Annotated in this window: 19 protein-coding genes and 2 pseudogenes; 13 read left to right on the top strand and 8 right to left on the bottom strand. The window is 49.1% G+C overall.

The annotated features are described in order from the left end of the window. Positions 1 to 122: 122 nt before the first annotated feature. The gene (locus tag H6A28_RS13575; protein WP_204480805.1) at positions 123 to 662 is read right to left on the bottom strand and encodes a flavodoxin family protein; all 540 of its coding nucleotides are present in this window, start codon (positions 660 to 662) and stop codon (positions 123 to 125) included. Between the two features lie 14 nt (positions 663 to 676). Continuing rightward, complete coding sequence (locus tag H6A28_RS13570; protein WP_204480803.1) at positions 677 to 1060, bottom strand: nuclear transport factor 2 family protein; 384 nt, start codon at positions 1058 to 1060, stop codon at positions 677 to 679. Positions 1061 to 1224: 164 nt separating this feature from the next. Here H6A28_RS13570 and H6A28_RS13565 point away from each other — a divergent pair, with 164 nt between their 5' ends. Further along, entirely contained in the window at positions 1225 to 1581 is a 357-nt protein-coding gene (locus H6A28_RS13565) for a winged helix-turn-helix transcriptional regulator (RefSeq protein ID WP_204480801.1), read from the top strand. A gap of 34 nt (positions 1582 to 1615) precedes the next feature. Here the strand turns inward: H6A28_RS13565 and H6A28_RS13560 are convergent, their stop codons facing one another. Together H6A28_RS13560 and H6A28_RS13555 are read right to left on the bottom strand one after the other, a co-directional pair. After that, on the bottom strand, positions 1616 to 2491 hold the full coding sequence (locus H6A28_RS13560; RefSeq protein ID WP_204480800.1) for a radical SAM mobile pair protein B: 876 nt from the start codon (positions 2489 to 2491) through the stop codon (positions 1616 to 1618). A gap of 3 nt (positions 2492 to 2494) precedes the next feature. Continuing rightward, on the bottom strand, positions 2495 to 3277 hold the full coding sequence (locus H6A28_RS13555; RefSeq protein ID WP_204475224.1) for an MBL fold metallo-hydrolase: 783 nt from the start codon (positions 3275 to 3277) through the stop codon (positions 2495 to 2497). Between the two features lie 131 nt (positions 3278 to 3408). Here H6A28_RS13555 and H6A28_RS13550 point away from each other — a divergent pair, with 131 nt between their 5' ends. Beyond that, on the top strand, positions 3409 to 4314 hold the full coding sequence (locus H6A28_RS13550) for a helix-turn-helix domain-containing protein (protein WP_204480798.1): 906 nt from the start codon (positions 3409 to 3411) through the stop codon (positions 4312 to 4314). A gap of 15 nt (positions 4315 to 4329) precedes the next feature. Here the strand turns inward: H6A28_RS13550 and H6A28_RS13545 are convergent, their stop codons facing one another. Next, positions 4330 to 5091, bottom strand: a complete 762-nt coding sequence (locus H6A28_RS13545) for a 4Fe-4S binding protein (protein ID WP_204480797.1) — start codon at positions 5089 to 5091, stop codon at positions 4330 to 4332. Between the two features lie 37 nt (positions 5092 to 5128). After that, positions 5129 to 6067: an NADP-dependent oxidoreductase gene (locus H6A28_RS13540; protein WP_204480796.1), complete on the bottom strand. Its 939-nt coding sequence runs from the start codon at positions 6065 to 6067 to the stop codon at positions 5129 to 5131. A 416-nt stretch (positions 6068 to 6483) separates the two neighbouring features. On the opposite strand from H6A28_RS13540, the pseudogene H6A28_RS13535 reads away from it, so the two are divergent. Next, positions 6484 to 8332 (top strand): annotated as a pseudogene (locus H6A28_RS13535) (TonB-dependent receptor). An 81-nt stretch (positions 8333 to 8413) separates the two neighbouring features. Continuing rightward, positions 8414 to 9430 (top strand): M28 family metallopeptidase, encoded by a 1017-nt coding sequence (locus H6A28_RS13530; RefSeq protein WP_204480795.1) that lies wholly within the window; start codon positions 8414 to 8416, stop codon positions 9428 to 9430. A gap of 7 nt (positions 9431 to 9437) precedes the next feature. Here H6A28_RS13530 and hcp read toward each other — a convergent pair whose 3' ends face one another. Next, on the bottom strand, positions 9438 to 11087 hold the full coding sequence (hcp, locus tag H6A28_RS13525; protein WP_204480794.1) for a hydroxylamine reductase: 1650 nt from the start codon (positions 11085 to 11087) through the stop codon (positions 9438 to 9440). A gap of 115 nt (positions 11088 to 11202) precedes the next feature. Here hcp and H6A28_RS13520 point away from each other — a divergent pair, with 115 nt between their 5' ends. Next, on the top strand, positions 11203 to 11826 hold the full coding sequence (locus H6A28_RS13520; RefSeq protein ID WP_204480793.1) for a Crp/Fnr family transcriptional regulator: 624 nt from the start codon (positions 11203 to 11205) through the stop codon (positions 11824 to 11826). 3 nt (positions 11827 to 11829) lie between these two features. Here H6A28_RS13520 and H6A28_RS13515 read toward each other — a convergent pair whose 3' ends face one another. Next, on the bottom strand, positions 11830 to 12591 hold the full coding sequence (locus H6A28_RS13515) for an ATP-binding protein (RefSeq protein WP_204475211.1): 762 nt from the start codon (positions 12589 to 12591) through the stop codon (positions 11830 to 11832). Positions 12592 to 12813: 222 nt separating this feature from the next. Here H6A28_RS13515 and H6A28_RS13510 point away from each other — a divergent pair, with 222 nt between their 5' ends. The 8 genes and pseudogenes from H6A28_RS13510 to H6A28_RS13475 all read left to right on the top strand — a co-directional run bounded on the left by H6A28_RS13510 (position 12814) and on the right by H6A28_RS13475 (position 21109). After that, positions 12814 to 14232 (top strand): tetratricopeptide repeat protein, encoded by a 1419-nt coding sequence (locus H6A28_RS13510; RefSeq protein WP_204475209.1) that lies wholly within the window; start codon positions 12814 to 12816, stop codon positions 14230 to 14232. Between the two features lie 17 nt (positions 14233 to 14249). Continuing rightward, on the top strand, positions 14250 to 14714 hold the full coding sequence (locus tag H6A28_RS13505; protein ID WP_204434503.1) for an NfeD family protein: 465 nt from the start codon (positions 14250 to 14252) through the stop codon (positions 14712 to 14714). Positions 14715 to 14762: 48 nt separating this feature from the next. After that, positions 14763 to 15764: a flotillin-like protein FloA gene (gene floA / locus H6A28_RS13500; RefSeq protein WP_148330645.1), complete on the top strand. Its 1002-nt coding sequence runs from the start codon at positions 14763 to 14765 to the stop codon at positions 15762 to 15764. A 36-nt stretch (positions 15765 to 15800) separates the two neighbouring features. Then, positions 15801 to 16679, top strand: coding sequence for a nucleoside phosphorylase (locus H6A28_RS13495; protein WP_204475207.1), 879 nt, complete (start codon positions 15801 to 15803; stop codon positions 16677 to 16679). A gap of 72 nt (positions 16680 to 16751) precedes the next feature. Further along, positions 16752 to 17243 carry a GAF domain-containing protein gene (locus tag H6A28_RS13490; RefSeq protein ID WP_204480792.1) on the top strand — a complete coding sequence of 164 codons (492 nt, stop codon included), beginning with the start codon at positions 16752 to 16754 and terminating at the stop codon, positions 17241 to 17243. A gap of 71 nt (positions 17244 to 17314) precedes the next feature. Continuing rightward, the gene (gene mnmE / locus H6A28_RS13485) at positions 17315 to 18766 is read left to right on the top strand and encodes a tRNA uridine-5-carboxymethylaminomethyl(34) synthesis GTPase MnmE (protein ID WP_204480791.1); all 1452 of its coding nucleotides are present in this window, start codon (positions 17315 to 17317) and stop codon (positions 18764 to 18766) included. A 249-nt stretch (positions 18767 to 19015) separates the two neighbouring features. Next, on the top strand, positions 19016 to 19915 hold the full coding sequence (locus H6A28_RS13480; protein WP_204480789.1) for a helix-turn-helix domain-containing protein: 900 nt from the start codon (positions 19016 to 19018) through the stop codon (positions 19913 to 19915). A 92-nt stretch (positions 19916 to 20007) separates the two neighbouring features. Then, positions 20008 to 21109, top strand: a pseudogene (locus tag H6A28_RS13475) (site-specific integrase). Positions 21110 to 21243: the final 134 nt, after the last annotated feature.

Genomic DNA, 21243 nt, shown 5'->3' with positions numbered 1-21243 from the left:
CCGGCCGCTACTTACAATGAGGCAGCCGGACAAAAAGAATCTCCGTCGTGAATTCGGGGTTTTTTCTTTGCAAAAAATGAAGTCCTTGTTTCGCAACGGAGATGCAAATCCGAAAAAGCGAATCAGAATTTTTCAGCCAAGGCAGCAGCCTGCTGGCAACCGTCGGTTTTCTCAATTTCCCCTTCGTTCAATACACTGGGAACCAACACCTCTCCTACCATGTTCCACTTCAGCAGCGTAGCCGACCGCTCCAAGGGAATACGTACACCATCCATGACGGTAGAATCTTCTTCCTCACAGCAGGTAATCAAGGCACATTTCTTACCGGCAATCTCCTTCCCGCCCACTACGAGTGAGAACAGACGGTCGATGACACCTTTAATCTGTGCCGGGATGGAATACCAATAGACCGGCATGGAGAAAACCACCGCATCTGATTCCAGGATGGCCGGGGCGATAAGGTTGAAATCATCGTCGAAAGAACAAGCCTTTCCTGTTTTGTAGCACGTCATGCAGGCATGACACCCGCCAATTTTCAGGAAAGCGGCATCAAAACGTTGGATGGTATGACCGCGCTGTTCGGCAGCTTTCACAAACGCCTCGGTCATGGCAAAACTGTTTCCCTTCTTGCGAGGGCTTCCGGTAATCACTGTAATTTTCATAGGTATTCTCTTTTTTATTTTTGAATGGTATTTGAATTTTGGTTGTAAGCTTTGGCCACGCACTTCCACTCCCCGTTCATCTTCATCAGCAGGAGGTAGTCGGTAAAATCAATGCGTCCGCCCCATTTTTCTTCCAGTACGCGCACCACGGCAAGGGTTTCTTCTATGTCTACAATGTCGATACGGGCCTTGAAATCTTTTCCGGCACTCACGGTATCCACGTTCTTGTAAAATTGTTCAATATTACCATGCTCCAGTTTCCCGTCCAAGTAACCGAACAGTACGGCTTCGTCGATAAACAGTTCTTTGGCATAACGGCTGTCGCCTTCGGCCACACTCTTCACAAATTTCAGGGCCGCTTCTTCCACGGTTTTATACTCTTCAATACTTGCTCTCATGTTTCACAATTTAAGGGGTTTATACTGCAGCAAATGTAGGGGATGAAAACGGTTTATACAATTACCGAAAAATTATTCACCTACCGAAAAATTATTCGGTATGCAGGGGTTTCGGGAGTTATCCTTATCTTTGCGATTGTGTAATTGTTTACTCTTCAGAAACCATGTACGAAAGAAAAATACCTGTGGATTTGGACTGCCCGCTCCGGCTGACCATGAGCCTGATAGACTCCAAATGGAAATCGTGTATGCTGGATGAACTGCGGCATCGGTCGTTGCGTCCCAGCGAACTGCACAAACTCTTCCCGGAAGCGACTCCCCGAGTACTCGACATCCTGTTGAAAGAACTGGTGGAAGACGGACTTGTTTCCAAAACCACTTACCATGAAGTGCCTTTGCGGACGGAATATGCCTTGACTGAGTTGGGCCGCAGCTTGCTGCCGATTATTGACTCGATGATTGAGTGGGGCAACCGGAATACGGAAGTGTTTGAACGGAAATACGGCGCTGCAAAGGAATGAGATTCCTTGCCACGCCGTAGTTTATTTTCTCACCTTATCGGTTCAGCCTGATTTTCTCGTGATAGAAATAGTTGACAAGCACAGGTTTGCCTTTTTCGGAACGTCCGTAGGGCAAATCATTCACTCGATAGGGAAAGCCTTGTTGTGCAGCATAGGATGAAATCTCCTTCTCCAAGGCTTTCCAGTAATCCAGTTTTTTATGGTTGTATATTTCTTCGTACAGCGGAAAAAGTGCGGGATGCTTCTCACGGATATACGCCATGATTCCTCCTTTGAATTGCCCGCGCAGATTCAGGTTTTCCAACCAGATTAAATCGGCATATCCTTTTACTTCTTCGATAATCGCCTTCACATCGGTGATGCCTGGAAAGATAGGCGACACGAAACATACGGTACGGATGCCTGCTTCATAGACCTGTCGCATTGCTTTCAAGCGGCGTTCGATGTTGACTGCGCGGTCCATGTCCGCACGAAACTCCTCATCCAGCGTATTAACCGACCAGGAAACCGTGACCTTGGGGAACTGCTTCAACAGGTCCAGGTCACGCAGCACGAGGTCGGACTTCGTACAAATCATCAGTTCGGCCTGTGTGCCCCGAAGTTCCTCTAACAGACGGCGGGTGTTTCGGAACTCGGCTTCGTAAGGGTTGTATCCGTCCGTCACTGAACCTATCACAATACGTTCACCGTCGTATTTATGCGGGTTCGCTATCGGTTTCCAGTGCTTCACGTCCAGAAACGTGCCCCACGGTTCAGTATGTCCGGTGAAACGTTTCATGAACGAGGCATAGCAATATTTGCAGGCGTGCGGGCAACCCACGTACGGATTCACCGAATAACCTCCGACGGGCAGAGAGGATTTGGTCATGACGCTCTGCACATCAATCTCTTGAATGATTTCTGTATCCATCGCTTATAATGCTATACATTCCCCATCTTCGGGAATAATCAAACGATTCATATCTATGTGATTATGCTGGGCTTCGTTACGCAGGATAGCGCGTGTAGTCTGGCAATGGTCAATGGCATCCATGTGTACAGCAATCAGTCTTACACTCTTTGGCACTTCATCCAGTATCTGCATTACTTCATGCTCATCGGGCAAAATCGGTCCGAAATCTTTGGAAAATTCCGGAAACACAGCTCCCCCACAGTTGACAACTATATAATCCGGATGATAGCGATCGATGTTCTCACGAATGCTATTCTCCCACCTACAGTCTCCCATCACATAAATGGTAGGCAGACCTTTCGACTTCAGGACAAAGCCAGATACAGGTCCCATCATTTCTGCAAGTTTGCCAAAACCGTGATGCCCGTTTGTCCGGAAAATACTCAGTCCTCCTAGCTGTTTCATCTCTTCTATGGCTTCTACATTCATAAATCCGTCGTGTACGATTGTTTCTTTATCTGCCGGTTGGGTGAAAAATGGGATGGTATAAGGCAAATAATGTCTCACACTCGGCTCGTAATGATCAATATGGTTATGAGTCAACAAAACCATGTCCACATCTTTTACAAGGTCGGCTACCGACATGTTCAGATGTACTCTTGGATTCTTATTCACTCCAAGCGCCGACCTTAACGTTTCTTTTTCAGCCAACACCGGATCGACCAATATACACTTACCTGCGTAATAAATCTTCAATGTCGCATTGCGCACCAATTGAATAACTGCTGTCTTGTTCTTATCCATAGCCTTCTGTTTTTTGTTCATCGCAAAGGTCGGTATATTTTGTTTCACTCTTCATGCCCCATAAGAAGGGAAACAGGCCATTTTGATAATTACATTTACTATCTTTGCGTGTAAAACAATTTAGGAAAACCATGAAAAAGAAAAATCTCAATCCGGAAAGACTTGTCAACGTTCCGTTCAACAAGACGCAATGCGGCGTGGATTTCTATATCAATACCGGATATAGTAGTGAGATTTGTGGAGTACTGACTGAGAATCCTACCTTCAAGACGGATTTCTTCGAATTTTTCTTTTTCCGGAAAGCCAACGGTTTTCTGGTGCTGAACAATAAACGGATAGCACTACATGATGACATGGCTCTGCTTCTCTCTCCGCACCAGCAACAGGAATGGCACGTAGAGGAAGACGCCTTGGAGTATACTTTTCTTATCTTTCGGGAGGATTTCATGCGCACTTTCATTGCCGACAAGTTTTTTGCCTACCGTTTGCTGTATTGTTACCAGACGGATACTCCTCCTTACCTGTCACCCGTTTCTCAACCATTGTTTAGAGAATGTATGCAGTTGCTCAAGAAAATCAAGCAGGAACTACAACATCCCACTGCCGACAGCTACAACCTGATTGTAGCTGTATTGTATTACCTATTATTGGTTATCAACCGTGAATATGCTTCCACCTACCATCTTCCCATGGATGTTCCTAAAAACAACTATGCCTATCAGTTCAAGGAGCTGCTTGAACAGCACATACGGAAGGTGCAGCGAGTGACAGAATATGCCGACATGCTCCATATCAGCCGGATTACCCTGAACCATGCCGTAATGGCTCAGTTCGGAGTATCTGCCAACCATTTGTTGAAGCAGCGATTGGTAGAGGCCTTGAAAAATGATTTGTTATTTTGCAACCGTACCATCAGCCAGCTGGCCGATGATTTCCACTTTTCTGACCCCAGCCATCTGATGCGTTTTTTCAAGCAGCGGACTGGCAAGACTTGTTCGCAATACCAGTCGGATTATCAGAACGGCATCTACGAATAATCTTAATATGCTCACTTATAGGTAAAGTTCGTTCACTTTCCGCTGGGAACAGGGTTTCTTGAGCATCGCATTGACCAGAAACAATATCAAACCATTTACTTTGCGGGCAGAATGAGGACAGACTGCTACACAACGCATACAAGAGATACAGGCTTTCTTGTCCACTTTCCGGGAATCCGCCGGATTGATGGCTCCTACGGGACATTTCCGGGCACACACTCCGCAATTTATACAAGCTTTTGTGGGTTTCGGTACAATTCTCGTCGCTCCAGCCTTCCGATAAGGACGGTGACCGGGAATCTTTGGTTCACAACTATCCCCGGAAGCTATTTTCTGTGCTATCTGCCGGGCAAATGCCGCAAGCTGTGTCCGGTCCTCTTCGTCCGGTCGTCCAGCGGCATAACGACGAGCAATGGAGTGTTCGGCTACGGCCGCTATGGCTGCTACTACTTTAAATCCGACTTGATGGACGATGTCCTGTAACTCAACCAAGGTATCTTCGTAAGCACGGTTTCCATACACGCAAATGAGAATGGCGCTGGCCCCGTGGCCTTGCAAACGGGTAATACGTGCAGCGGCGGTTTCGGGTACCCGCCCACTATAAGAAGGTACGGCAATCACAGCCACATCTTCCTTCGTCAAGGAAATGCCGTCAAAATTTCCTTTGGCATCGGTCAAATCTACTTTGGAAGCACTTTGGGTCAAGCCCTTCGTGACTGCATTTGCCACTTTCTGGGTACCTCCCGTAGGGCTGAAACAAATCTCGTAATATTTCATTTTTCTTCTATTTTAAATGGAATGATTTCCGGTTACACTACAAACGAATCACGACCTTTCCGTCGGGATGGCCCTGTGACAGGAAACGGATGGCTTCACCCGTCTGCTCAAGATGGAAGACCTGCGGAGAGATTCTGGGGCGGATATGTTTTTCTTCCACCATACGGGTCACTTTTTCCAACTGTTCTCCATCGGCACGTACAAACATGAATCGGTATTCTTTTCCTTGCTTTCGGGCTTTGCGGTCGTAAGGAGCGCCTACGGCGGCAAGCAACCATTTCTTAAAGAAAGAAAAGCCGTTTCGTTCGGCGTATAACTTGTTGGGAGCAGTCCGCAGACTCAACAAACGTCCCCCTTTTTTCAGTACCGACAGTTCGTGGGCAAATTCCTTGGCTCCGATGGCATCAATCACATGATCCACTTCCGACAGCACTTCCCAATAATTTTCTTTCCGGTAGTCGATGTAACGGTCGGCTCCTATATTCAGCAAATGTGCCTTGGCCCGTTCGTTGCCCGTTACAATCACCCGCAATCCCAGGGCTTTGGCAATGGGCACAGCCATCTCACCAAAACTGCCGGAACCTCCTGTAATCAAAACCGTTTGACCGGGTTTCGCCTCCAGTTCTTCCGTAAAAGCCTGATAAGCCGTCAGCCCTGTCAGCGGAATGGCGGAAGCCGTCAGAAAGTCACAATCTTCCGGCATGAAAGCCAAGGCGTGCTGGTCTATGGCCACATATTCGGCAAAGGCCCCGATTTTGGCCAAAGGTAGACAGGCATACACTTTGTCGCCGGCTTTAAAGCGGGTCACATCGGCACCTGTCCGTTCCACGATGCCGGCACATTCGTTGCCTAAGGTCAACGGCATGGGATAGTCTTGAATCACCCGGATACTTCCGGTCAGAATAAGCTGGTCCAACGGATTGACCGCGGCTGCCTGAACCTTTACCAATACGTCCGACGGACCTATCTCCGGCATCGGAAGTGAATTGAGGTGAATTTGAATTGCTTTTGAATATCTTTTAATTTGAGCTGCTTTCATTTGAATCGTCATATTCTTTTGTATTACACAAATATCAAGAAAAATTTTCAGTTGAGATGCAAAAATATAGAGAATTAGGAAACGAGAAGACGTAAAAAGCTCTTAGAAAATGGTCGCTTTTTTGTAACTCTCCCTGAATAATAGCTCTATTGGCCTAAAAAAGAACCCCTATCCAGGATGAAGGGACGATTATCTGTCATTTAGGTAAGACAAAACGTAAGAATATTTACTACTTTTGTCACATTTAGTCATGTAATATGTTATAAAAGACACGAACAAACTTATAATTAACGAATCGAATGAAAAATGTATATCTTTCTATTATAGGAATTAGTTTGGCCTGCCAAGCGGGGATGGCTCAAACGTCATCACGCGATACACTTTCACTTACAAATCAGATTCACCAGATAGATGAGGTGGTGGTGACCGGTGCCCGCCATGAGACGGATGTGCGCCATCTGTCGCAGACCGTATCGGTGGTGGGACGTACCGAGATTGAACATTCCTTACAACCGTCCTTATTGCCGGTGCTGACCGAACAGTTCCCGGACTCTTCGTTACCTCACGCGGGGTGATGGGATATGGCGTGTCCAACGGGGCGGCGGGAAGCATCTCCCTGCGTGGACTGAGCGGAGGAACGGCCCGGCTGATGGTCTTAATTGACGGCCACCCGCAATATGCCGGTATTTTCGGACATCCGATAGCCGATGCCTACCAGTCGTTCCTGGCCGAACGGGTGGAAGTGCTGAGAGGTCCCGCTTCAGTGTTGTATGGGGCGAATGCCATGGGCGGCGTGATTAACATCGTGACACGGAAGATGCAGGAAGACGGGGTGAACACCCATCTACATGCGGGCTACGGGTCGTATAATACCTTGGAAACGGAACTGACCAATCGTGTCCGCAAGGGACGGTTTTCGAGCGTGGTATCCGGTTCCTACAACCGTACCGACGGACATCGGGCCGACATGGGGTTTGAACAATATGGGGGCTATGCCAAGCTGGGATACGAGATGACCGACCATTGGAACGTGCGAGGTGACGTGAACGTGACGCATTTCAATGCTTCTTATCCAGGGCCGGTCAGTGCGCCGTTGCTTGACGGTGACCAGCGAATCACGCGAGGCATGACTTCGTTTGCGTTGGAGAATCATTATGAAAAGACTTCCGGGGGATTGAGTTTCTTCTACAACTGGGGAGACCATTGGATTAATGACGGATATACACCTTCTACCGGTGAAAGTCCTCAGGATGCCCGTTTCAATTCTCATGATTACATGACGGGAATTTCCCTCTATCAAAGTACGCAGTTCTTCATGGGAAACCGTATCACACTGGGATTCGACTGGTTTCGCTACGGAGGCCGTGCTTGGAATGAATACGTGAGCGGAGAAAAGGTGGGCACTACGTCCGATTTGGTAGACAAACAAGAAGACGAACTGGCTACATCGACTTCCGACAGGATTTTTGCTCTTGGCTGACCTTCAATGCGGGATTGCGGGTGGACCATCATTCACGGGTGGGTACGGAATGGGTACCGCAGGCCGGACTGGCTTTCCACTTGCCGCAGGCTATGGAACTGAAGGCTTCGGCTTCGAAAGGGTTCCGCTACCCTATCCTGCGTGAAATGTACATGTTTCCACCGCAGAATCCCAATTTGCAACCGGAATCGATGTGGAACTACGAACTGGCCTTCTCGCAACGCTTGATGGAGGGACAGCTGTATTATGGAGTGAACTTGTTTTACATCAATGCCAAGAACCTGATACAGACACTGCCCAATCCGCACGGAAGCGGGATGCTGAACCAGAACACCGGAAAGATAGAAAATACAGGCGTCGAATTGCAGGCAGCTTACCGCATCAACCGCGCTTGGTCAGTAGACGGAAACTACAGTTACCTGCACATGGAGCATCCAGTCATTGCTGCTCCGGAACACAAACTTTACGTTGGAGGCAATTTCTCTCAAGGCCGTTGGAACGTGTCGACGGGTCTGCAATACATCGCCGGACTCTATACCCAGACAGCCCCCGTAGCAACAGAAAACTTCGTGTTGTGGAACGTGCGGGCTTCCTTCCGGGCGACTCGTTGGCTGGACATTTGGGCACGTGGCGAGAACCTGCTGGCCCAGCGATACGAAATCAATGCCGGTTATCCTATGCCTCGGGCTACGGTAATGGCCGGAGTGAATCTCAATTTCTAGAAAATCAAGTTCTTGTTACGTGAAGAAACAGGGAGAATAAGTTTGGGAAATTTGTAAGTTCTCCCTATTTTTGCTCTCATTATGAAAAAGACTATAACCTCTCTGTTACTGGCATGGACCATCGGTTCATGCGGTACCTCTCTCCTGCAGGCACAGACTGCCGTGGAAAAAGGCCTGCAAAGTATCAATCGTCCTTCTGCCGAAGCCATCGTGGGCTTTCTGGCAGACGATGCCTTACAAGGACGTGAAGCGGGTATGAACGGATCGCGTGTAGCTGCCCGCTACTTGGTTTCGTGCCTTCAGGAAGCCGGCATCTCTCCTCTTTATGGAGATTCTTATTATCAACCCTTTGAAGCCTGCGCCAAGGAAAGGCAGCAGAAAGGCCGCTGGCAAGTACATCCCGATTCTATTGCTCAATTGAAGCAGCTGACGCATCGTTCCCTTCGGATGGCCAATGTGCTGGGAATGATTCCCGGAGAACGGACAGACGAATATGTAGTGGTCGGGGCCCATTTCGATCATTTGGGCATTGACGAAACACTGGCAGATGATAAGATTTACAACGGAGCCGACGATAACGCATCGGGAGTATCGGCCGTACTACAGATTGCCCGTGCCTTCCAGGCCAGTGGCAAGAAACCGCTGCGCAACGTAATCATCGCCTTCTGGGACGGAGAAGAGAAAGGCTTGCTCGGCTCCCAGTATTTCATGCGGCATTGTGATTTCGTGAAGGAGATTAAAGGTTATCTGAATTTTGATATGATCGGGCGGAACCATTTCCCGGAACAACCCGAACATGTGGTGTATTTCTATACGGAAGCGCATCCGGCCTTTGGACAGTGGCTGAAAGACGATATCGTTCGTTACAAGCTGAAACTGAAGCCAGACTATCGTCCTTGGGACCGTCCGGTGGGAGGAAGCGACAATGCGTCATTTGCCGTACACGACATTCCCGTCATCTGGTATCACACGGATGGGCATCCGGATTACCACCAGCCTTCCGACCATGCAGACAAGCTGAACTGGGAGAAGGTGGTGGAAATCACGAAAGCTTCTTTTCTCAATGCCTGGAATCTGGCCAACGAGAAATCCTATTAAGCCGTCATCAGATGCCGAACAGTTGCATGTCCGCTTCGGGGGTGGTAATGCCTCCGATGCCGAACTGTTCGACCAATACCTTGGCTACGTTCGGTGAGAGGAAGGCTGGCAAGGTGGGGCCCAGGTGAATGTGTTTCACGCCCAGGCTCAACAGGGCCAACAGGACAATGACCGCTTTCTGTTCGTACCATGCGATGTTGTATACGATGGGCAGTTCGTTGATGTCGTTCAACTGGAAGACTTCCTTCAGTTTCAGGGCAATCACGGCCAATGAGTAGCTATCGTTGCATTGTCCGGCATCGAGTACCCGAGGGATTCCCTGAATGTCGCCCAACGGCAGTTTGTTGTAGCGATACTTGGCACAACCTGCCGTGAGAATAACCGTATCTTTCGGAAGGGCCTGTGCGAAGTCGGCATAGTAATCGCGGCTTTTCATGCGTCCGTCGCATCCGGCCATGACTACAAACTTGCGGATGGCTCCGCTCTTCACCGCTTCAACTACCTTGTCGGCCAGCTGCATCACCTGATTATGGGCGAATCCACCGACAATCTCTCCCTGTTCCAGTTCCACTGGTGGCTGACACTGTTTGGCCAGTTCAATGACCTCCGAGAAATCTTTGTGGCCTTCAGCATCCGTAGCGATGTGCTTGCAGCCAGGATAGCCTGTCGAGTTGGCTGTAAACATCCGTTCCTTGTACGTTGCGTTCTCCAGCGGCGGCACGATACAGTTGGTGGTAAAGACAATCGGACCGTTGAAGGACGCAAACTCTTCGCGCTGCTTCCACCAAGCGTTTCCGTAGTTGCCCACAAAATGCTTGTATTGCTTGAATGCCGGATAATAGTGTCCCGGAAGCATCTCACTATGCGTGTACACATCCACTCCCGTACCTTCGGTCTGACGCAGCAGGTCTTCCAAATCGTGCAAGTCGTGTCCGCTGATCAAGATACCCGGATTCTTGCCTACTCCGATGTTCACTTTTGTCAGTTCCGGATGACCATAGCGGGTAGTGTTCGCCTGATCCAGCAACGCCATTACCTGCACCCCGTGCTGTCCAGCTTCGAGTACCAGCGCCACCAGCTCATCGGCTCCCATGGCCTTTACGGTGATGCGAGCCAGCGCGGATTGCATGAACGCATGGATGGCTTCATCGGCAAAGCCCAGTCGCATGGCATGTTCGTGGTAAGCGGCCATCCCTTTCAGTCCGTACATCAGTAGCTCCTTCAACGAGCGAAGGTCTTCGTTCGGCTCTCTCAGCACCCCTACAGAAGCCGATTTAGCTAGATAGTCCGCTTCTCCGCCGTTCCAGGTCAGTTCGTCCACCTCCGGCAAGGCGATACCGGCATCGGCAGCACGCGCCTTCAAGCGGTCGCGCAGTTCCAAGCCTTTGCGTACACGGGCCAGGATGCTTTCGTCATCAAAATTGGCATTGGTAATCGTAGAGAAAAGCGCGTCGGTGACGAAACCATTCGTGTCGGCTTCCACCTCAAGGCCTTTTGTGCGCAAAGCATCGGCAGCGACGGATACTCCACGCACCACAAACAGCAGTAAATCCATGTAACGTGCGGTGGTATCTTTTTTTCCGCATACACCTCTTAACACACATCCTGTGCCTTTGGCAGCTTCCTGGCACTGGTAGCAAAACATGTTTCCTTCCATATTCTTTCTTGGGTTATTGTTGATTTTTCATTAAGTTTGCACAAAGATGAGGAATCCCCCACGGGATTTCTGTCACCTATGTGACACGGAACCCAAAGAAAAGTTAAAAAGGAAAATGCATACCGAAGTTTTAAAGCAAATGAGCCTGTTTGACGGGTGCGACATGGAAGCTTTATACCAACTGCTACGTGAGGCCCCAAACAGTCTGCGCACTTATAAAGAAGGAGAATACATTGCCCGTCAGGGAGACGTGTGCTGTTCTCTATTTATTTTGATGAAAGGGAATGTGAAGACGCAAATGGAAAATGCCGAAGGCAAACAGCTCACCATCGACTGGATCAAGGCGCCCGACATTTTGGCTCCGGCCTTTATCTATGCCTCGGAAAACCGTTTCCCGGTGAATGTAGAAGCCACGGAACTTTGTGAGGTGCTTGTCATGGACCGTGCCCGCTTCGAGGCGTTCATGCATGCCCAACCAGCCGTGATGCGGAACTTCATTGCCATCATTTCCGACCGAAGCCTGTTTCTGAGCCGCAAGCTGAATGAATTTGCCTTACAGAGTCTGAAATCACGCCTGCTGAACTACCTGCAGATGCACGGCGGTATCCACAACCAGCAGGAAGTGGCCTTTATTTTGGGAGTAGCCCGTCCGTCACTGGCCCGTGCCCTTTCGGAACTGATTGCCGAAGGAAAAATCACCATGACGGGCAAGCAGGTGGTACTGAATGCCCCTGAATGAAACTTAACCGAGCGAATCCTCTTCACTCTCCCTCGGAAGCAGGTCGCGCTGGATATTGTTCATACTTCCCCACAAGCTGTAACGTGCTTCCGGATTCATGGCTTCCAACCGGGCCAGCACTTCTTTCATGTCCGAGCGATGGGAGTCTTTTTCATACGGACAATTCTTCACCTGCTTGCGAAAACCTCGGAGAGCAGCCATTTCCTTCAAGTCAGCTTCATGTACGAGGCACATGGGGCGGATAATCGTCATGTCGAACTTGCGCATCACGAGTCGCGGCGGCATGGTACTGAAAGCCCCTTGGAAGGTCATGTTCATGAGCAAAGTCTCTAAAATGTCGTCCATGTGGTGTCCCAATGCAATTTTGTTGCATCCTTGCTCCTTGGCCACAGTGAAGAGCGCCTTCCGCCGGTTCCAAGAGCACAGGAAACAAGGCGATTTCCGGTTGTCGGTCGACGGGTCAAACTCTGTTTCATAGCACACGTACGGTACCCCTAAGTTCTCAGCATATTCGCGCAGATAGGTCTGGTCGGATTCGTAGGCGATGTTCTTCATCACCACGTGAGCCGCCACTACCGAAAATTTGGGCTTGTAGATGCGCGAGCGCAAAGCCAGCAATTCCAGCAAGGCCAGTGAATCTTTTCCACCCGAAAGGCCCACTAAGATTCGGTCGCCTTCCTCTATCAGGTTGTATTTCATTACTCCTTTCATGAACCGCTGGTTGATGCGGCGCATCAGGCGGTCTTCTTCCGTCATTTTTCCCATACGTATACTACTAAAACGGCGGCGAAATTACGAAAAAACGTCCGAATAACGGAAAAGGGGTACGCTTTTTTATGAAGCGCATCCAGCCAAAAAATAAACAAGATTGGGCAATTTATTGCCATTCAGACATCAAAGTTTTTTGTAAAAAGAAAAATAGAGAACAGAAAATGGTATAATTCCCAGAATATTCCTACATTTGAGAAACTTTTAGACACAGAAACGATGAAAAAAAGATACATACTTCCCCTTTTGGCTCTCTGTGGTATAGGAGGCGCTTCCGCACAGACCTTGAGCCAAGCACAGAAATGGTTTAATGACAAGCAGTTTGACAAGGCAAAACCGGTTTTCCAACGGTTGGTGAAACAAGCTCCGTCGAATGCCAACTATAACTTCTGGTACGGTGCCTGCTGCTACGAAACAGGTGCCTTGCAGGAATCTGTACCCTATCTGGAGAAAAGTGCCGAACGCAAGGTCATCAATGGTTTCCTCTACCTGAGTAAAGCCTATTTCGACTTGTATCGCTTTGATGAAGCCATTGAGAATTTGGAAGACCACATCTATTGGATGGAACGCAAGAACCGCGATACTTCCGATTTGGACACGTTGATGAACCGTTACCGTATGGGAGCCCGTATGCTGCGAGGCGTGGAGAACGTGGCTGTCATTGACAGTTTTGTAGTCGACAAGAAGGATTTCCTTCAGGCATATAAAATCAATGAGGAATCTGGGAAAGTAGGTCTTACCGGTGAAAGCGACTGCACGGAGTTCATCAATGGGATGAAGGACAAGAAAATCCTCTCCCACCGTGTACCAGGCACCAATGAGAAGGCGCTTTACTCCAGTGTTACGTTAGGAGGAGATTGGAGTGTACCTGAAAAAGTCAAAGGGCTGGACGATGCGGGATCTGAGTTGAATTATCCTTACATTAATCCTGATGGAGTGACACTTTATTTCGCTGCCAAAGGGGCAGAAAGTTTGGGAGGATATGACATCTTCATCACTCGTTACGATTCGGACGAAGGAAGTTATCTGAAACCCGACAACATCGGTTTCCCATTCAATTCTCCATTCAATGACTACATGTATGCCATCGACGATTTTAACAACTTAGGATGGTTTGCTTCCGACCGTTATCAGCCGGAAGGAAAGGTCTGTGTATATGTCTTTGCGCCTAATAGCTCCAAGCAAGTGTACGATTATGACACAACCGACCCAGGATTACTGACCAATGCAGCGATGCTGAACGGCATTCGGAACACTTGGGGCGATGCCGATAAAGTCCGGATTGCCAAACAACAACTGGCGCAGGTGATGTACGGAGGAGATGAGAAAGAAAAGAAAGGCGATTTCCGTTTTGTAGTGGATGATAATGCCATCTATCATACTTTGTCGGATTTCCATTCAGAGGATGCGCGGAAAAAATTCCAACAGCTACAGCAGAAGGAAAAAGACCTGCAAACCATGAACGAGTCGTTGGTAAAAATCCGTAACAATTATGCTTCTGGTAACCAATCACTGAAGGAAAAACTGGCTCCCGGTATTCTGGATCGTGAAAAACGGGTGAAAGAATTGTACGAGGAGATTGAAAAGCTTACCCTCGACATCCGTAATACGGAAATCAAGAAACTGAAGAACCTCTAATAAAATATACACATACCATGGAAACACTGATTATCATCGCACTCATCATCGGAGGCCTGATACTCTTTGCCATCGAAGTCTTCCTGATTCCCGGCATCAGCGTGGCGGGAGTCGGAGCTGCGGTGTGCATCCTTTATGCCATCTATTCCGCCTTTACCTCGCTCGGCTCACAGGCCGGATTTCTCACCATCGGAGTCTCTCTGCTGGGCATCATCGGCGTGACATGGTGGTTCATGCGTTCCAAGACCGTCGACCGCCTGTCGCTGAAGAAAACCCTCGACTACCGTCCCTCTCCTTTTGAGGGAATGAACCTGAAACCCGGCGACAAGGGCATGAGTGTCACCCGACTGACGCTGATTGGCAATGCCGACTTCAACGGACACATCATCGAAGTGCAGTCGGCCGACGGATTCATCGATGAGAAGACGCCGGTAGAGATTGTCCGCATCAACGAGACCACGGTATACGTGAAACATGCATAAACCTCACGTTCACCCTTCTTCCTGTATTCACTTTTAAATCTAACGTATATGATTAATCCCGCTTATCTCCCCTTTATTCTGGCCGGAGGTGTCATCATCTTCCTGGTCATATTTTTCCACTACGTGCCATTTTTTCTCTGGCTCTCGGCTAAAGTGTCGGGAGTCAAGATTTCGCTCATCCAGCTGTTCCTGATGCGCATCCGTAATGTGCCGCCCTACGTCATCGTACCCGCCATGATTGAGGCTCACAAAGCTGGACTGAGTACCATTACCCGCGACGAATTGGAGGCCCACTATATGGCCGGTGGACACGTGGAGAAGGTGGTACACGCCCTCGTATCGGCTTCAAAGGCCAATATCGAGCTGTCTTTCCAGATGGCGACGGGAATCGACCTGGCCGGACGCGATGTGTTCGAAGCCGTACAGATGTCGGTCAACCCGAAAGTAATTGATACCCCTCCTGTCACCGCCGTGGCCAAGGATGGTATCCAGCTCATTGCCAAGGCCCGCGTGACCGTACGCGCCAACATCCGCCAGCTGGTGGGTGGTGCCGGTGAAGACACCGTACTGGCCCGTGTAGGCGAAGGCATCGTTTCTTCCATCGGTTCTTCCGAAAATCATAAGTCGGTACTCGAGAACCCCGACTCCATCTCCAAGCTCGTGCTGCGCAAGGGACTGGATGCCGGTACTGCTTTCGAAATCCTTTCCATTGATATTGCCGACATCGACATCGGCCGTAACATTGGTGCTTCCCTGCAGATTGACCAGGCCAATGCCGACAAGAATATTGCCCAGGCTAAGGCTGAGGAACGTCGTGCCATGGCCGTAGCCCTGGAACAGGAAATGAAAGCCAAAGCCGAAGAAGCCCGTGCCAACGTGATTCAGGCAGAAGCGGAAGTGCCCAAAGCCATGGCCGAAGCCTTCCGAACAGGTAACTTGGGTATCATGGACTACTATCGGATGAAGAACATCCAAGCCGATACAGATATGCGGAGCAGCATTGCCCGACCGGATTCTCATCCTGCCGGACACGAACCTATCGGTAAATAAGCAAACATAAACTTTACTTGACTAAAAATGTAACGTATGAAAAAGTATTTTCCCCCTTCAGAACTGATTATCAACGAAGACGGTTCTGTATTTCATCTCCACGTGAAACCGGAACACCTGGCCGACAAAATCATCCTGGTGGGCGATCCCGGACGCGTGGCCCTCGTAGCTTCCCACTTCGACACCTGCGAATGTGAAGTGGAAAGCCGTGAGTTTCATACCATCACCGGTACCTACAAAGGCAAACGCCTCATGGTAACTTCCACCGGTATCGGGTGCGACAACATCGATATCGTAATGAATGAAATCGATGCATTGGCCAACATCAACTTCCAGACCCGCGAAGAAAACGATACCTTCCGACAGCTGGAAATCGTGCGCATCGGTACCTGCGGCGGCCTGCAACCCTACACGCCCGTAGGCACCTTCATCTGTTCCGAAGTCTCCGTGGGATTCGACGGTCTTTTGAATTTCTACGAAGGACGCAACGCCGTGTGCGACCTGCCCATGGAACGTGCTCTGCTCAACCACCTGGGCTGGACAGGCAACCTCTGCGCTCCGGCTCCCTATGTGATTCATGCCGACAAGGAACTGGTGGACCGCATTGCCGGCACCGACATGGTTCGTGGCGTGACCGTAGCCTGCGGCGGTTTCTTCGGTCCGCAAGGCCGTCAACTCCGTATCCCTTTGGCCGACCCACACCAGAACGAGAAAATTGAAAGCTTTGAGTATCAGGGACACCGCATCACCAACTTCGAAATGGAAAGCTCTGCCCTCGCCGGACTGGCTCGTCTGCAAGGCCACAAAGCCACTACTATCTGCATGGTCATTGCTAACCGCTTGGCGAAGGAAGCCAATACCGGATACAAGAGCAAGATTGACGACCTGATTGAAGTCGTCCTCGAAAGAATCTAGTAAATTAATTATTAATCAACAGGTTCCCTTCTCCGGAAGAGAGCCTGTTTTTCTGTCTGAAAAATCATCTATATGGAAGCAAGTTTTAAATCCACCCTTACCGACAAGCGCCAGCGTTATGTCCAGTTCCTTGAACAATTCGCCCCCCTGATTGAAGGCGAGAAAAACGAAATCAGTGTATTGGCCAATACCAGTGCCGCCCTGAAAGAAGCCTTTGGATTCTTCTGGGTAGGCTTTTATCTTGTACACGAAGGCGAGCTTCACCTCGGCCCATTCCAAGGCAGCGTGGCCTGCTACCGCATCAAGAAAGGACGCGGTGTATGCGGTACCGCCTGGGCCGAAGCCCGTACCCAAGTCGTACCCGACGTGGACCAATTCCCCGGCCATATTGCCTGCAGTTCCCTCTCCCGCTCCGAAATCGTTGTGCCGATGATAGCCAACGGAGAAGTCCGGGGCGTACTCGACATCGACAGCGACCAGTTGGCTACCTTCGATGAAACCGACCGCGAATACCTCGAAAAAGTAGTCGACCTGCTGGTGAAAACCCTCTACCAGCCCGCATAAATCTGTCGGCTCCCCTTCCGGATGTAACCCGAAAACCGTATCTTTGCAAGGATTTTAAAAGCAATACACACGTGAACATACTACAAACCCAAGATACTATCTGTGCCATTGCTACCGCCCAAGGTGGAGCCATCGGCACCATCCGCGTGTCGGGTCCGGAAGCCATCACCCTTACCGACCGCATTTTCAAGCCCGTTTCCGGTAAACCGTTAGTCGAACGCGAACCCTATACCCTCACCTTCGGCCACATCCTTAGTCCTGAAGGAGAGATTATCGATGAAGTGCTGGTCAGCCTTTTCCGAGGCCCTCATTCCTATACGGGAGAAGACTCCACGGAAATCTCCTGCCACGGTTCGAGCTACATTCTCCAGCAGGTGATGCAGCTCCTTATCCGGCAAGGATGCCGTGCCGCCGGACCGGGGGAATACACCCAGCGCGCCTTCCTGAACGGCAAGATGGACTTGAGCCAGGCCGAAGCGGTGGCCGACCTCATCGCCTCTACCTCTGCCGCTACCCATCGCATGGCCATGAACCAGATGCGCGGCGGATTCAGTCGGGAACTGGCCACTCTGCGCGACAAGCTGCTCCACCTCACCTCCCTCATGGAACTGGAACTCGATTTCAGCGACCACGAGGAACTGGAGTTTGCCGACCGTTCAGAACTGGAAGACATCGCCCGTCAGATTGAGCACGTCATCCATCACCTGGTGGATACGTTCAGCGTAGGAAATGCCCTCAAGAACGGGGTTCCCGTGGCCATCGTAGGCGAAACCAATGCCGGGAAGTCTACCCTGCTGAATGCCCTTCTGAACGAAGAACGTGCCATCGTGAGCGACATCCACGGTACCACGCGCGACGTCATTGAGGACACCATGAACCTGGGTGGCATCACCTTCCGCTTTATCGATACGGCGGGAATCCGTGAAACGACCGACACCATTGAAAGTCTGGGTATCGAACGGAGTTTCCAGAAGCTGGACCAGGCCGACATCGTGCTTTGGGTGATCGACGCCACTTGTGCCGAGGCACAATACCGTGAACTGGCCGAAAAGATTCTGCCCCGCTGCGAAGGCAAGCACCTGGTGATTGTACTCAACAAGGCAGATTTGTTTTCATCGGCAGAACCTTCTGTAGATAATACTGCTTCTTCGACGGATACACAGCTTGCTCGCCTGAAAGCGGCTCTCCCCGATTTGCCGGAGGACGTATGTGTGCTTTCTCTTTCGGCCAAGCAGAAAGAGGGACTTTCTCAGCTTCAGAAGCAGTTGGTGGACTTCGCCGCCCTGCCCGACCTCTCACAGAACGATGTGGTGGTGAGCAACATCCGTCACTACGAGGCTTTGAGCCATGCGTTGGAGGCTATCCACCGCGTACAAGACGGACTGGCCCTACATCTCTCCGGTGACTTGGTTTCACAAGACCTCCGTGAATGTCTCTTCCACCTGGCAGAGATTGTGGGCGGGGAAATCACGACCGATGAGGTGCTGGGGAATATTTTCAAGCATTTTTGCATCGGTAAGTAATTTACTGATTATTAAATAGTTAAATTGATTATAATCGATTAATATGGCGCTCTTTACGGGCGCCTTTTTTGTTGCTCAAGTATCGTTGATAATCGTTGCTAAGCCTTTTTACGCCATTTTTTGTACCTCCTGTGTACCTCACCACGAAAATCCGAGGATTATCGTTGGCAAGGTCGTGGAAAAATGAGACGCTGTGAGACACAGTGATACGCAGAGATACAGTTTTGGCGAAATAAAAAGATAAATGAAATGGCTAGTAACATCAACATTCAGAAAAAATGTGAGTGGTGTGGCAAATTATTTATTGCCCACAAGATCTCGACACGATGCTGTTCGCGTCGTTGTGCTAACCTTGCCTACAAAGAAAAAACAAGGCAAAAGCGTGTTAGCGAATTCCAAACAATGGTCAATCAGCAAACCGAAAAAGAAGATTGCATTGACAAGGATTTCTTCACCCCAAGCGAAGCTGCAAAGTATATCGGTATCAGCAGGGCTACCTTTTATAGGTATCTAGAAACTAACCTGATAAAATCGGTTCAGTTAAAGAGAAAGACTATTATCAGGAAACGAGACATCGAGGCTCTGTTTGATAATGCTTCTCCTTACAAAAAACATCTACCAAGAGCCAAGCAGAGCATCACCGACTTTTACACCACAGCTGAAGTCAAGGAGAAGTATGGCGTAAAGGATTCCTGGATATTTCATATCGCTAAGGAACATAATATTCCACGAACCTTTCAACGTGGGAAAACCTATTGGAGCAAAAAGCATATTGATGACTACTTTGCAAAGAAAGCTCCCAATCCTGAGATCAAGGAATGGTACAGCACGCAAGACATGCAGGAGAAGTTCGGCATGACACTAACGGCCATCTATTCTTTTGTATCAAAGAATGCCATTCCCAAAAAGAAAGTCGGAATCATGGTGTACTACTCCAAGAAGCATGTGGACATTGCCAAAGGTCTCATAGCTCCCGAAGAACCAAAATACTACACTATTGCCGAAGCGATGGAGCGATTCAATCTGACACGGGACCAGCTCTACCATTATGTAAAATACCATAATATCCCACGTATCAAGGTCGGTAAATATACCAAGATCCTGCGGGCAGAGCTGGACAAGTTCTTTGAGCCGCCAAAGATAGAATGAGGCAAAAGTTATTTTCCGGTGATAAATACCACCATTAGAACACCTATTTTATTTGCAACAAAAACAAGTATTAATCAAAAAACAATATAGCTATGACACTTACATGCACCAACGTAACTTTGAGACAAAAGCCATTGCGTAACGACCGCATATCTCTTTATCTGGATTATTATCCGGCCATTCGCAATCCTTACACGATGAAGATGAGCCGCCGGGAATTCCTCGGCATCTATATCTATGCCAAGCCAAAGAACGAGCAGCAAAGAATGTTCAATCAGGATATGCTGAACAAGGCAGAGGCAATCCGCTGTATCCGTGTTCAGGCACTTATCAATGAAGAATTCGGGTTCCTGGATAAGAACAAGCAAAAGGTAGATTTCCTCGCCTACTTCCGGACTAAGGCACGGGAAAAGTATGAGAAATGGGATTGCGTTTACAACCACTTCGAGAAATTTGTCGGTGGCAAATGCACCTTTGGTGACGTTACCGTAGAACCGTGCGAGAAGTTCAGGGATTACCTGCTCAAATGCAAACAAATCAATCATCCCAATGCTTACATCTCACGTAATTCGGCAGCCGGCTATTATTCTACCTTCCGAGCCTTGTTGAAGATAGCCTATAAAGAGAAGATGCTGCGTGAGAACTTGAACGACTTCCTGGAAAAGATCGAATGGAAAAAGGTCAAGAAAAAGTATCTGACACTTGATGAAGTCAAGAAACTGGCCACTACACCCTGCAAAATTCCAGTCTTGAAACAAGTCTTCCTGTTTGCCTGTATGACCGGTCTTCGTATCAGTGATATTCTGAAGTTGGACTGGCGTGACTTTGAGGTTGGCCCGGACCAAGGCTACTACATCCGTATCTGCACCGAAAAGACGGAAACAGAAGCTACCCTCCCCATCAGTCAGGAGGCACTGGAATTGTGTGGCGAATGGGGCACCGGAAAAGTCTTCAAAGGCTTAACTCGCTCCATGACCCATCATCCCCTGAAACAGTGGATTGCCGAAGCCGGAATCAGAAAGTACATAACCTTCACTGCTTTAGGCACTCGTTGTGGTCATCCAAATCTCTTTAGGTACAGATATTTACACAGTATCAAAGATGCTGACGCATAAGAATGTCACCACTCAAATCTATGCTGATTTGGTCAATTCCAAGAAGAGAGAGACGGCGAATAAGATTTCGCTGAAATAATAGAGTCGTAAGCATTCGGACAAATGCCCCTTTTACACTTTGAGGTTTGATTGTAGCTTTGCGGCAGCGAATACAATTAAACCTCAATTATTATGAATAGACTGGAATTTGAAGAATTGGAATTGCAGGTACAA

This window comes from Bacteroides mediterraneensis, from assembly GCF_016900355.1.
GTDB lineage: Bacteria > Bacteroidota > Bacteroidia > Bacteroidales > Bacteroidaceae > Phocaeicola.
This window is presented reverse-complemented; position numbering and strand designations above follow the sequence as displayed.